Below are 13887 nucleotides of genomic sequence, written 5' to 3'. Positions count from 1 at the left end.
GTGGGCGTTTCTTTACAAGGCCATTTTGATAATTTAAATAAGGTTTTGGATGGTCTAGGTGTCAAAAGCTATATTGCTTATAATGAAATAACGATTGTTGTGAAAGATCAAAGAGATATTCACTTGGTTCTTAAGAAGCTTAAAAAAGGATACTCTTTTGAACAGCTAACTGATGTAACAGCTGTTGACTATTTGACTTATGGACAATCGGATTGGCAGGTTGGAAAAGCTGTATCACAGCAGGGGTTTTCAAGAGCTCGCCAACAAGATTTTAAAACTTCTGATGTTGTAAATAGGTTTGAGATTATTTATCAGCTATTAAGTATGGCGAATAACGTTCGAGTTAGAGTTAAAAGCAAATTGAAAGATGCTCAAATTATTTTAATTGATTCTGTTAGTGATCTTTGGCCTTCGGCTAATTGGGCGGAAAGAGAAGTTTATGATATGTTTGGGATTTATTTTAATAATCACCCAGATTTAAGAAGGGTGTTAACAGATTATGGTTTTGTTGGCCATCCTTTAAGAAAAGACTTTCCTCAAACTGGATATGTCGAAATGCGTTATGATGAGAATCTTGAAAAAGTAGTGTATGAGCCTGTAGAGATTGATGATAGGGTTAATGCACCAAGAGTTATTCGTAATTAATAAAACTGTGGATTTATGAAATGGCAGAGTATAAGAACTATACGTTAAATTTTGGTCCAGTTCACCCAGCTGCACATGGTGTTCTTAGGCTTATTTTGGAACTTGATGGTGAAAATGTTGTTCGAGCTGATCCTCATGTGGGTCTACTGCATAGAGGTACAGAAAAGCTAGCTGAGTTTAAGCCATACAATCAAAGTATAGGCTATATGGATAGGTTGGATTATGTATCAATGATGTGTAATGAGCATGCCTATGTTATGGCTATAGAAAAACTACTTGAATTAGAGGTTCCGGAAAGAGGGCAGTATATTCGAGTGTTGTTTGCTGAGATGACAAGGATTCTTAATCATCTTTTGTGGGTTGCTGCATGTGGAATCGATTTAGGTGCAATGACTGTTTTCTTATATGCTTTTAGAGTTAGAGAAGATCTTTTTGATTGCTATGAGGCTGTATCTGGTGCACGTATGCATGCTGCATACTTTAGGCCAGGTGGTGTGGCAAGAGATTTGCCAACACAAATGCCTCAATATAAGCAAACTAGATTTACTAGTAAAAGAAAGACTAAAAAGATAAATGCCAATAGACAAGGTAGTATGTTGGACTTTTTAGATTCTTTTGTTGTTGATTTTGAGAAATCGCTTGATGAAATCGATACTCTTTTAACGGACAATAGACTTTGGAAGCAAAGAACAGTTGATATTGGAGTTGTTTCTGCTGAGAGAGCTAAGGAGCTTGGTTTTACGGGTCCTATGCTTAGAGGCAGTGGAGTTGCTTGGGATATTAGAAAGGCTCAGCCATATGAGGTTTATGATAAATTAGATTTTGATATACCTATAGGTGCAAATGGTGATTGCTATGACAGATATCTTGTTAGAATGGCAGAGATGCGTGAGTCAAATAAAATCATGAAACAGTGTGTTGATTGGTTGAGAGCCAATCCAGGTCCTGTTCTTTCAAGTGATCATAAGGTTGCTCCTCCACGAAGAAATGCAATGAAGAATAACATGGAAGAGCTTATTCATCATTTCAAGCTTTTTTCAGAAGGGTATTGTACACCTGAAGGTGAAGTTTATGTTGGGACTGAGCATCCTAAGGGTGAGTTTGGTGTATACATAAAATCTGATGGCGCGAATAAACCATATAGGTTGAAAATGAGAGCTCCAGGATTTGCAAATATTAGTGCAATGGACGAGTTGTTAGCAGGTCATATGTTAGCTGATACTCCAGCAATTATTTCAACAATAGATGTTGTGTTTGGTGATGTAGATAGGTAGAGGAAGAATGTCTTTAATAGAATTAATATCGCCACAAGCGAGAGAAGATATCGATAGAGTTTTAAGCAAGTTTCCAGCAGATCAAAGAAGATCTGCTATACTAGAAGGTTTGCATATTTTGCAAGATCAGAATGGTGGCTTTTTGACTGATGACTTGCAAACGGCTTTGGCAGAATACCTGCAAGTTAGTAAGGTTGATGTTTATGAAGTAGCTACATTTTACTGTATGTATGATCTTAAGCCTGTAGGTAGGCATAAGTTAAATCTTTGTACAAATGTTTCATGTATGCTAAATGGTGCGTATGATATTTTGAAGCATATCGAGAAAAAACTTGGTATTAAGCCTGGAGAGACTACAAAAGATGGTCGTATAACTCTAAAAGAAGTGGAGTGTCAAGGTGCATGCTGTGGTTCGCCTATGTTAGAGGTGGATAAAGTTTTTTATGAGAATTTGACTATAGAAAAAGTGAATCAGCTTATTGATTCTTTGGAGTAGTTGTAGATGGCTAATGAAGTTTGTTTTCGTACCCTACATTTAAAAGAGTCTTATAGTTTAGAGTCTTATTTATCTGTAGGTGGTTATTCTTATTGGAATAGGATATTGACTGAAAAAATACCTCCTGAGCAGATAATAGAAGAATTAAAAATATCTGGCCTTAGAGGTAGAGGGGGTGCTGGGTTTCCTACTGGGTTAAAGTGGAGCTTTATGCCGCGTAATACTCCTGGTCAAAAATATGTTGTTTGTAATTCAGATGAAGGTGAGCCAGGAACTTGTAAGGATAGAGAGATTCTTAGAAGAAATCCTCATCAACTTATCGAAGGTATGGCTATTGCCGGTTATGTGGTTGGGGCTACAGCTGGATATAACTATACAAGAGGTGAGTTTTATGAGCCAATAAGAAGATTTGAAGATGCTCTTATAGAAGCATATCAAGCAGGTATTTTAGGTTCTAATATTAAATCATCAGGAATTTCTTTTGATTTATATTCTGCAAGTGGTGCTGGCGCATATATATGTGGTGAGGAGACTGCTCTTTTAAACTCTTTAGAGGGTAAAAAAGGACGTCCGAGATTTAAGCCACCATTTCCTGCATTTGTGGGATTATATGGAAAGCCTACAAATATAAATAATACAGAAACATATGCTTCTGTGCCTGCGATATTGCAGCATGGAGGAGAGTGGTTTAAGAATTTAGGTACTGAAAAAAGTGGCGGTACAAAACTATTTTGTGTTTCTGGCCATGTTGAAAAACAAAGAGTTGTAGAAATTGGCTTAGGTATGCCTTTTAAAGAGCTTCTAGATATGTGTGGCGGTGTTCGTAATGGTCATAAGTTAAAAGCCGTAATCCCTGGAGGAAGTTCTTCTAAAATTCTAACTGGCGATGAGATGATGCAAGTTAATATGGATTATGAATCTATAGCTCAAGCAGGTTCAATGTTAGGTTCTGGAGCTGTTGTAGTCCTAGATGAGACAACTTGTATGGTAAGAACTTTAGCGAGATTGGCAGATTTCTATCATGAGGAGTCTTGTGGTCAGTGTACCCCTTGTAGAGAAGGTACTGGGTGGTTAGCTCGTACTTTACACAGAATTATTGCTGGAGAAGGTAGGCCTGAAGATATAGATACTCTTGTAAGAGTAGCAACTAATATTGAAGGTAATAGTATTTGTGGTTTAGGTGATGCAGCTGCATGGCCGGTACAAAGTTATATAAATAAATTCAGAGAAGAATTTGTTTATATGATTGAAAACCATGGTAAAAGTATAGTGGATCAATAGTTGATTGAGGTATTTCTGTGTCAGACAATAAAGAATCCAAGAAAATAAATATAGAGATTGATGGTAAAACTTATGAAGCTTTGCCTAATCAGTCGATTATAGAAGTTGCGGATGAGAATGGTATTTATATTCCAAGATTTTGCTATCATAAAAAATTATCTGTAGCGGCTAATTGTAGAATGTGCTTAGTCGATGTTGAAGGTGCTAGACGTGCATCTCCGGCTTGTGCTACTCCTATTATGGATGGAATGAAAGTTAAGACTCGTTCAGAGACCGCATTGAAGATGCAAAAAGATATGATGGAGTTCTTGCTAATAAATCATCCTTTAGATTGCCCGATATGTGATCAAGGTGGAGAGTGTGAGCTTCAGGATATTGCTATGGGTTATGGTAAGACAGCTTCTGATTATGTCGAGTCAAAAAGAGCAGTTGCAGATCCTGAATTAGGCTCGTTAGTAGCAACTGATATGACAAGATGTATCTTATGTACCCGTTGTGTTCGTTTTGGTGAAGAGATCGCTGGAGTTAAAGAATTAGGTGTAATGGGGAGGGGAGATCACTCTTCTATTAGTACTTATATATTAGGTGATATGGTTGACTCTGAAGTGTCAGGCAACGTTATTGACTTATGTCCAGTTGGAGCTCTTACATCAAAACCTTTTAGATTTAAGGCTAGGGCTTGGGAACTTAAACAGTTTCCTACAGTTTCATCAGGAGATGCTTTAGCTTCTGATATAAATGCACATGTTTATCAAAATAAATTAGTCAGAGTTGTTCCTAGAGAGAGCCAAATTACAGGGACATGGATAGCTGATAGAGATAGATTTGAGTATACAGGACTATATAGTCAAGAAAGAATTGATCAACCAATGATTAAGAAGTCAGGTAGCTGGGTGAATGTATCTTGGGAAGAAGCTCTTGATTTTGTTAAAGTTGCTATCGAGAAAACTAAAGAAAAAGATGGTGCTGAAGCTATCTCAGCTATTATGTCTGAATCTTCAACATCAGAAGAAATGTTTCTAATGAAAAAACTATTGGCTTCAGTAGGATCTAAAAATATTGATGCCCGTGTTAGACAGTTTGCGGATATTTCAGGAGTTAGCTCTGGTAAGGGTCTTAGCTGCTCTTTAGATGATATTAGAAATAGTGACTTTATATTAGTATTTGGTTCAAATATTAGAAAAGAATATCCTTTAGTTAATTTGGCAATTAAGGATGCTGTTAACAAAAATAGTGCTAGTGCAGTTGCTTGGAATGTGTGTGACTATAGTTTTAACTATGATATTAAACAGGTTAAATTAGCTGCTGATAATATACAATACATAGCTTTATCACTGCTTAAAGCAATTTTTGTGAGAGCAAATCTACCTTATGGTGACTTGGATGAGATCCTAAGAAAGGTTGATCCTGCTGCAGAAATACGAGATGCTGCTGATAAAATAATAGCTGCAGAGAATCCAAAAATAATAATTGGACAAGATATTGTCAATTCTGATGGTTTTGAAACAGTCTTTTGTGTATTAGATGTTTTAGAGAAAGTTACAAGTATTAAAGGCGGTGTGTTAGCTAGTGATGTTAATTCAGTTGCAGCAGATAGGATTCTTAGTTCATCCAAATCAAGCTTTAGTACATACAAGTGTCTGAATGGTCAAACAAAAACTAAACTTCTTTTAACAGCTCATACTGAACTAGTTAAAGATAGTTTATATGGCGAACAAAAGCTAAGAAAAGCTTTAGATAATATAGACATTGTTGTTAGTTTTTCACCATTTGCAGATAAGTTTACTAAAGATACTGCAGATATAATTATTCCAATATCGACTCATTATGAAACAAGTGGTAGCTTTGTGGATATGTTCGGCAATAAAAAAGAGTTTACACAAGTTGTTAAACCTTACGCTGAAAATAAAGAGTTGTGGAGAATTTTGAGAGTTCTTGGTAATCTTTTAGGCTTGGAAGGTTTTGAATATAACTCTATATCAGAAGTGTCCGATGATACTTATGCTAACCGAGCTAGAGTGTCTATAAATCATGTTACTCAAATATTAAATGCTAATCTTGACTATCAAAAGAATATAGCATTTTTAGCATCAAATCCTGTTTACGGATCTAGTAGTTTACTTAGAAGGGCTGAACCTTTACAACAAACAAAAGATGCTAAAAGGTTTACAGGCGTAAGAATATCTCAGGAACTAGCTGATGAGATAGGCCTAAATGCGGAGTCAGGAACTGTTAAGATTTATGATATAGATAATGAGATAAGTCCTGAAGTTACTGTTGACTCTAGTTTGCAGGCTAAAAATATTATGATTCCAAGAAGTCTCTTTAAGGACTTTATGTTGGGAGATAGTGTCAATATTAAGCTGGTAGAAGGGGAGAAGTAATATGATAGAATATATTTTATGGACAGTGCTATATTCATTGTTAATAATAATTCCTCTAATATTGGTTGTTGCTTACTATACATATGCTGAAAGAAAAGTAATTGGTTATATGCAAGATAGACTTGGGCCAAATAGAGTAGGTTCATTTGGTTTATTACAGCCAATCTTTGATGCTTTAAAGCTTTTCTTAAAAGAAATAATTATTCCGAATAACTCAAATAAGTATTTATTCTTTATTGCACCGATCTTGGCTTTTGCTCCAGCATATGCAGCATGGGCAGTTATTCCTTTTTCAAGAGGAGTGGTATTATCAGACATGAACTTGGGCTTGCTATATATATTTGCAATGACATCATTTTCAATATATGGAGTTCTTATAGCTGGTTGGGCATCAAATAATAAATATTCATTATTTGGAGCTTTGAGAGCAGGTGCGCAAGTTATATCATACGAGTTGGCTATGAGCTTCTCTATAGTAGGTGTTGTTATTGCGGCAGGTTCTATGGGCATTACAGGGATTATAGATGCTCAATCTGGTGGAATATGGCATTGGTATTTTATTCCATTGTTTCCGTTGTTTATTGTATATTTCATCAGCGGTATTGGTGAGACAAATAGAGCGCCCTTTGATGTTGTTGAAGGAGAATCAGAAATCGTTGCTGGGATTCATATAGAATATACAGGGGCTAGATTTGCTTTATTTTTCTTAGCTGAGTATGCAAATATGGTTTTGATCAGTATATTAACAGCGATTATGTTTTTAGGTGGTTGGAACTCACCTTTCCAAGCTACTCCATTAGAGCATATATTCAGTTTTGTACCTGGCGTTATTTGGTTATTTGGTAAAACTGGTATCTTTATGTTTATGTTCTTATGGGTAAGAGCTACATTACCTAGATATAGATATGACCAGATTATGCGTTTAGGATGGAAGATATTTATACCTTTAACATTTGTATGGGTAGTAGTTGTTGCTTGTATGGTTAGATTTGGCTTAGGGCCTTGGTGGTAAAGGATAGTGATATGAGAAATATAACAAGTTTTTTAAAAACCTTTTTACTGTGGGAGATTTTAAAAGGTCTTAAGGTAACAGGTAAACACTTTTTTACACGTAAGGTTACTGTTCAATATCCAGATGAAAAGACCCCTATATCTAATAGATTTAGAGGGTTGCATGCTCTTAGACGTTATGAAAATGGTGAAGAGAGATGTATTGCATGTAAACTGTGTGAAGTTGTTTGTCCTGCTTTAGCTATTACTATTAATTCAACAGAAAGAGAAGATGGATCACGTAGAACATCAAGTTATGAGATAGATTTATTTAAGTGTATCTTCTGTGGCTATTGTGAAGAATCTTGCCCAGTTGACTCAATTGTAGAGACAAATATTCTTGAGTATCACTTTGAAGAGCGTGGTGAGAATATTATGACAAAAGCTAAACTTCTTGCTATTGGCGATAAATATGAGTCACAAATAGCTGCTGACAGACTACAAGATAAGGATTTTAGGTAAAAATATGGTTGTGACAGATATTTTATTTTATATTTTTGCATCATTGGCTATTATTTCTGCTTTAGTGCTAGTATTGGGGAATAATCCAGTTAATTCTGCGATAGCGATGATCTTTACATTCGTATTTACAGCAGCGGTATGGATTATTTTACAGCAAGTATATTTAGCATTATTACTTATAGTTGTCTATGTTGGTGCAGTACTAGTAATGTTCTTGTTTGTCGTGTTTATGCTAGACTTACACGTTGAGAAAGAGGGTAGAGTCGGTAGATTCTTCTATGCTCTTGCTGCTGTAATTGTTTGTGCTATATTTGCGACAATTATTAGTTATGCGGTAACGCATGTTTTCGTGGGAGCAAGTATGCAAGGTGGAGTTGGTGGCTTAAAGTTAATAGGTTCAACGATGTTTAATGATAATAATCTATATGTGTTTGAGCTTATAGACTTTATATTATTAGCGGCAATGACTGCAGCAGTTACGCTAACTTTAAGATCGAAGCGTAAAGATAATAAAGCAGTTAACCCAGCTAAACAGGTTAAAGTTAGAGCGAAAGATCGTCTAACTATGGTAAAAATACCAAGTAATAAAGAGGTTGCGAAAGATGGGCAGTAGTATCTCAGTTTCAGTTACAAATGGATTAATTTTTAGTACAATTTTATTTGTTGTTAGTGTTGCGGGCATTATTATAAATAGAAGAAATATTCTTATACTTTTAATGTCTATAGAATTGATGCTTTTAGCAGTTAATACTAATTTTTTGATATTTGCTAATATGCACCATCAAGCGATGGGTGGGGTTTTTGTATTCTTTATAATGGCTGTAGCAGCTGCTGAAACAGCGATAGGTCTAGCTATTGTTGTTGCAATATCGAGAAAACGCAAAACTATTGATTTAAGTAAACTTAATACACTAAGAGGTTAATAAGCTATGGTAATAAGTAATCAACTAGCAGCTGTATTAATCGCAGTTATAGTTTTAGCACCATTGCTAGGAGCAATAATTGCTGGCTTTGGTGGTAAGTCTATAAAAAATGCAGGAGTTAATTTTTTCACAATTACTCTATGCGGACTTTCTTTTGTTCTTAGTGTGATTTTGGCATGTGGCGTATTTGGTAGCTCAGAAGTCTATAGTGTTAGCTATTATCAGTGGGCACCAATTTCAAAACTATTTACTTTTGATGTTAGCTTTACTGTAAATAAAATTACAGTATACATGATGCTGATTGTAACTTTTGTATCAACACTAGTACATATTTATTCTATTGGCTATATGAAAGGCGAAGATGGGTATGCAAGATTTTTCTCTTATATATCTGGCTTTACTTTTGCTATGTTGTGTTTAGTTATGGGTAATAACTTCTTACTTCTATTCTTCGGTTGGGAGGGAGTTGGTTTATTCTCATACTTACTAATCGGTTTTTATTTTAATAGAGAGAATGCTAATGTAGCGAGCTTAAGAGCATTCATCGTAAATAGAATAGGTGACTTAGGGTTTTTATTGGGTATTGGAGCTGTAATTTTATACACGGGATCTGTTGACTATACTACAGTTTTTGCAGCATTACCAAATATTGATAATACTCAAGTAGTAAACTTCTTGGGTATGAGCTTTAGTCCTGTTACTCTAATGTGCGTACTTTTATTTATTGGAGCAATGGGTAAATCTGCACAGTTTCCATTACACTCTTGGTTAGAAGGATCGATGGAAGGTCCTACACCAATTTCAGCATTAATACATGCTGCAACAATGGTGACGGCTGGTGTATTTATGGTAGCAAGACTTTCACCAATGTTTGTGCTTTCTGAAGCAGCGTTAAGCTTTGTACTAATTATTGGAGCTATTACGTGTTTATTCATGGGTCTGATTGCCATTGTACAGACAGATATTAAAAGAGTTATTGCATATTGTACATTATCGCAACTTGGTTATATGATGGTGGCACAAGGTGCAGGAGCATTTTCTATAGGTATGTTCCATCTAATGACTCACGCAATGTTTAAAGCATTACTATTCTTAGCTGCAGGATCTGTTATTATTGCAATGCATCATGAGCAAGATATTCGTAGAATGGGTGGTTTGAGAAAATATATGCCAGTTACATATTTGTGTATGTTTATTGGTGCATGGGCTCTTGCAGCACTACCTCCGTTCTCTGGATTTTTCTCTAAGGATCTAATTATTGAGGCTGCTCAAACAACGACGGTATTCGGTCATCAGTTTGCATACTATATGGTATTGGCATGTGCTTTTGTAACTTCTTTTTATATATTTAGAATGTTCTTTTTGGTTTTCCATGGTAAAGAAAGAATGTCTGATGAAGAGAGATCTCATATTAAAGAATCTTCTTTGAGCATTTTAATACCTTTAATACTATTGGCTATACCTTCTGCGTTTATTGGAGAGTATTTCTTTACAAGTGTATTATCACAGACTCATGGCCTATTTGGAGATACAATAAGCTCATATACTCAAGCTGGATTACATGGAATGTCTGTGACAGCAGATTTAGCTAACGAGCCTGATACTTTGAACGCGTTCACATTTATTAAGCATTCTGTTCAAACAGTACCTTTCTGGTTAGCTATTAGTGCGTTGGTGTTATCATATGTGTTATATATTTGGCTTCCTAGTATTCCGAGAGCTTTAGCTAGTACTAAATCTGGAGTTGGAGTCATATATCATATATTAGTCAAAAAATACTTTATTGATGCTCTATATGATGTTGTTTTTGTTAGTATTTTCTTAGCTATTAGTAATTTCTTATGGAAGGCTATAGACATATTTGTCATAGATAAAGCAGTTGTACAGGGTACATCGAACTTAATTTATCATACAGGTGATAGCTTTAGAAAGATTCAGCGTGGATATCTATTTGACTATGCATTTGTTTTAATGATAGGTGTATTGTTGTTTATGATTTTGCTGATTTTAGTTTAGGCAGTTAGGGGTAAATTTGTATTATGAATTTAGGAAATTATTTATTAAGTTTGATAATTTGGCTACCAATCGTTGGTGGCTTCGTTGTCTTAGCAACAAAAACTAAAGAGTTAAATGGTGATGCTGCTCGTTGGGTAGCATTAGTATTTAGCTGTTTAACTTTAGCATTATGTGTACCTTTAGTAGCATCTTTTGACTATGGTAGTTCAGCTATGCAATTCCAAGAGTCGATCGAATGGTTTAAGGTTTTTGGTAAGCATGAGATTTATTATAGTCTTGGAGTTGATGGTTTTTCAGTTCTCTTCATTATTTTAACGTCTTTTGCGACATTAGTAATTGTATTAGCTGCTTGGACGTCAATCACAACTAAAGTTAGACAATACATGGCAATATTTTTAATAACATGTGGTTTAACTAATGGTGTTTTTTGTGCAACAGACTCTATATTATTCTATGTGTTTTGGGAAGCACTGCTTATTCCAACATGTCTAGGTATTGGTATTTGGGGTGGTAAAAATAAAGCATATGCTGCTGTTAAGTACTTTATGTATACGTTCTTTGGTTCAGTATTTTTATTAGCTGCGATACTATATATACAGACAAGAGTAGCTGGATCACCGTCAGATATTTTGGTGAGTACTGATACTTACTCTATTCAAAACTTTATTGCTTGGGCAACTCATTCTCAAGCATTAGCAAATGGTGTTAATTTCACTCTTACTGCACAGTGGCTAGTTTTTGGAGCATTCTTCTTAGCATTTGCTGTTAAGATTCCTATGTGGCCGTTCCATTCTTGGTTACCTGATGCTCACTCAGAAGCCCCTGCAGGAGGTTCTGTTATACTTGCAGCGCTAATGCTTAAGTTAGGTGCTTATGGTTTCTTAAGATTTGCAATACCTATGTTGCCAGAGGTTACTGCCTCTTTAGAGTATGTGTTAATAATAATGTCTTTAATTGCTATAGTTTATGTTGGTATAGTAGCTGTAGCTCAGACAGATGTAAAAAGGCTGATTGCATATTCATCAATTTCTCATATGGGTTTAGTGACTCTTGGGTTATTCTCAATCTTTATTTTAAAAGATACAGGTTCTACATTAGGAACTACAAATGCACAACTTGCTATTCAGGGTGCTGTATTTCAGATGATAGCTCATGCATTTTCATCTGGTGGGATGTTTATTGGAATTGGTTACTTATATTTAAGAATGCATACGCGAGAGATTTCTGATTTTTCTGGCGTGGCTAAAACTATGCCAATATTTGCAACATTCTTTTTACTTTTCTGTATGGCTAACGTTGGTTTACCTGGGACAAGTGGATTTGTTGGAGAGTTTATGATTCTATTGGCAGTATTCCAATACTCTCCTCTTATAGCTTTAATTGCAGGTCTAACTCTTATAATAGCTCCAATATATACATTATGGATGTATAAGAGAGTTTTCTTTGGAGAAGTTGTATCTAAACAGGTAGCTAGTCTTACAGATTTAAATAAGATGGAGTTCTTTGTATTTATATTGTTAGCGGTGCCGACTTTATTGTTTGGTTTCTATCCAGAGCCGATATTGCATCTTTCAGCTGCAGCATCGGCTAATATTGTTGGTTTATCTCTATAAGGTGGTGTTTTGATTATGAGTTTATCAATACTTTACATATTGCCAGAAATATTACTAGCCATTGGTATTATAGTAGTAATGTTTTCTGGGCTGTTCTTGCATGGGAAAATAAGAAATATAAATTATATATTTTTCCAAGTGTTTGCCGTACTAGCTCTTATAGCAACATTTGCAAAAGACTATCTACTTCAGTCAAGTGGTTCTGTATTTGAGGGGCAAGTTGTATTTAGTGGTTTTGCATATACTTTGCAGATTGCTATATTAATTTTATCGCTTTTTGTTGCACTATACTCAAGAGAGTATGTAAGGGATAGAAAGATATCAGATGGTGATTTTTATACTTTACTAATGCTTTGTGTGCTAGGCGCAATGGTTCTAACGGCAGGACATAGTTTAATAACTATATATGTTGGTTTAGAACTTCTATCACTACCTATGTATGCTTTGATAGCTATCTATAGAAATTCAGGTGAAGGTTTAGAAGCTGCTATTAAGTACTTTGTATTAGGTGCGATAGCTTCTGCATTGTTATTATTTGGAATGTCATTTGTATATGGTATTACTGGCCAATTAGATATTTCTGGAATAGCTCATGCTTTAGCACAAGGTAACTTCTCTGGTTTAGAGCAGAAATTCTTGCTTGTTTGTTTAGTTATGATGATAGCAACATTCTTGTTTAAGCTTGGTGCGTTTCCTTTCCATATGTGGTTGCCAGATGTTTACCAAGGTGCTCCAAATGCAGTAGCAAATATTGTTGCAACTATTCCAAAAGTAGCTGCTTTTGCAATGCTTGTGAATATTCTTTTTGTTGGTTTTCCTTCATTAAAAGACTCTTGGGTGTACTTATTTAAAGTAATTGGTATACTCTCAATATTCTTTGGTAGTTTAGTTGCTTTATCTCAAACAAATATAAAAAGACTATTAGGTTACTCCACAGTTTCACAAATAGGTTTTGTTCTTTTGGCAACAACACTAGATCCACAGGGATATGCACTAACAGCAGCTAGTTTCTACATAATTGTTTATGTGTTTACAGCTTTAGCAGCTTTTGGTGTTCTTACAGCTATAAGTGTTGGCGGTTATGAAGTTCAAACATTAAATGACTTAAAAGGTTTTAATACAAAAAATTCTTGGTTAGCATTTATATTTCTTATTGTGTTGTTTTCGATGGCAGGTATTCCTCCATTTGGCGGATTTATAGCTAAGCTATTTGTTATAATGGGTCTTATAAATGATGGTAATTATGTTTTAGCGTGTTTCGTATTGATGATGGCAGTAATTGCATCATTCTATTATGTACGAGTAATTAAAACTATGTATTTTGATGAGCCTGAGAATGATCATACAGTTAAGGCTCCTTTATCAACATTAGTCGCATTAAGTGTAAATGGTTTAGTTTTATTATTCTTAGGTATTATGCCGATGCTTCTTTTAGGCGTTCTTACGCAAGTAACAAACGTAATATAAATTAATATTTTTTATCATTGTTATATCGTATCTTTGTGATTTTATAAAAAAATAAATTTTCTATTTAAAGTTTTCAACAAGAAATATTTTATTATCTTGATTGATATGCTTAGACTTTTAGATCTTTCTATTAAATTTTAATTAATTTTATTTAAAAAATAGCTGTAAAATATGACTAAATCATTACTGTTTTAATTAGAAAAGACTGTTGAATAAATCTTTCAATTTCTATGAATAGGAATATTTTTGCTATTTTTAGTAAAAACTTAGCCTTAA

The 13887-nt window shown here is 34.7% G+C and carries 12 protein-coding genes; all 12 read left to right on the top strand.

What is annotated here, in order from left to right; translation table 11 throughout:
- Genes R8535_RS03230 through R8535_RS03175 form a run of 12 tightly spaced genes read left to right on the top strand, consistent with a single transcriptional unit; the run spans nucleotide 1 to nucleotide 13611 of the window.
- Nucleotides 1-645 (top strand): NADH-quinone oxidoreductase subunit C, encoded by a 645-nt coding sequence (locus tag R8535_RS03230; RefSeq protein ID WP_329496523.1) that lies wholly within the window; start codon nucleotides 1-3, stop codon nucleotides 643-645.
- A 20-nt stretch (nucleotides 646-665) separates the two neighbouring features.
- Complete coding sequence (locus R8535_RS03225; RefSeq protein WP_329496521.1) at nucleotides 666-1919, top strand: NADH-quinone oxidoreductase subunit D; 1254 nt, start codon at nucleotides 666-668, stop codon at nucleotides 1917-1919.
- A 7-nt stretch (nucleotides 1920-1926) separates the two neighbouring features.
- Nucleotides 1927-2415: an NADH-quinone oxidoreductase subunit NuoE family protein gene (locus R8535_RS03220; RefSeq protein WP_329496519.1), complete on the top strand. Its 489-nt coding sequence runs from the start codon at nucleotides 1927-1929 to the stop codon at nucleotides 2413-2415.
- Nucleotides 2416-2421: 6 nt separating this feature from the next.
- Nucleotides 2422-3696, top strand: a complete 1275-nt coding sequence (nuoF, locus tag R8535_RS03215; RefSeq protein ID WP_329496517.1) for an NADH-quinone oxidoreductase subunit NuoF — start codon at nucleotides 2422-2424, stop codon at nucleotides 3694-3696.
- A 17-nt stretch (nucleotides 3697-3713) separates the two neighbouring features.
- Nucleotides 3714-6080 (top strand): NADH-quinone oxidoreductase subunit NuoG, encoded by a 2367-nt coding sequence (gene nuoG / locus R8535_RS03210; RefSeq protein WP_329496515.1) that lies wholly within the window; start codon nucleotides 3714-3716, stop codon nucleotides 6078-6080.
- Between the two features lies 1 nt (nucleotide 6081).
- Complete coding sequence (gene nuoH / locus R8535_RS03205; RefSeq protein ID WP_329496513.1) at nucleotides 6082-7092, top strand: NADH-quinone oxidoreductase subunit NuoH; 1011 nt, start codon at nucleotides 6082-6084, stop codon at nucleotides 7090-7092.
- Between the two features lie 11 nt (nucleotides 7093-7103).
- Nucleotides 7104-7592: an NADH-quinone oxidoreductase subunit NuoI gene (nuoI, locus tag R8535_RS03200; protein ID WP_329496512.1), complete on the top strand. Its 489-nt coding sequence runs from the start codon at nucleotides 7104-7106 to the stop codon at nucleotides 7590-7592.
- A 4-nt stretch (nucleotides 7593-7596) separates the two neighbouring features.
- Nucleotides 7597-8205 carry an NADH-quinone oxidoreductase subunit J gene (locus R8535_RS03195; RefSeq protein ID WP_329496510.1) on the top strand — a complete coding sequence of 203 codons (609 nt, stop codon included), beginning with the start codon at nucleotides 7597-7599 and terminating at the stop codon, nucleotides 8203-8205.
- A complete protein-coding gene (nuoK, locus tag R8535_RS03190) occupies nucleotides 8195-8515 on the top strand; it encodes an NADH-quinone oxidoreductase subunit NuoK (RefSeq protein WP_329496509.1) in 321 nt (106 codons plus the stop codon). Before R8535_RS03195 ends, nuoK begins: the two co-directional genes overlap by 11 nt.
- A 6-nt stretch (nucleotides 8516-8521) precedes the next feature.
- Nucleotides 8522-10531, top strand: a complete 2010-nt coding sequence (gene nuoL / locus R8535_RS03185) for an NADH-quinone oxidoreductase subunit L (RefSeq protein WP_329496508.1) — start codon at nucleotides 8522-8524, stop codon at nucleotides 10529-10531.
- 23 nt (nucleotides 10532-10554) lie between these two features.
- On the top strand, nucleotides 10555-12144 hold the full coding sequence (locus tag R8535_RS03180) for a complex I subunit 4 family protein (RefSeq protein WP_329496506.1): 1590 nt from the start codon (nucleotides 10555-10557) through the stop codon (nucleotides 12142-12144).
- Nucleotides 12145-12159: 15 nt separating this feature from the next.
- A complete protein-coding gene (locus R8535_RS03175) occupies nucleotides 12160-13611 on the top strand; it encodes an NADH-quinone oxidoreductase subunit N (RefSeq protein ID WP_329496505.1) in 1452 nt (483 codons plus the stop codon).
- The last annotated feature ends 276 nt before the right edge of the window (nucleotides 13612-13887 follow it).

The organism is Francisella sp. 19S2-4 (assembly GCF_036281795.1).
In the GTDB taxonomy this organism is placed as follows: domain Bacteria; phylum Pseudomonadota; class Gammaproteobacteria; order Francisellales; family Francisellaceae; genus Francisella.
The sequence above is the reverse complement of the archived record's forward strand: the minus strand, read 5'-3'. Positions and strand labels throughout refer to the sequence as shown.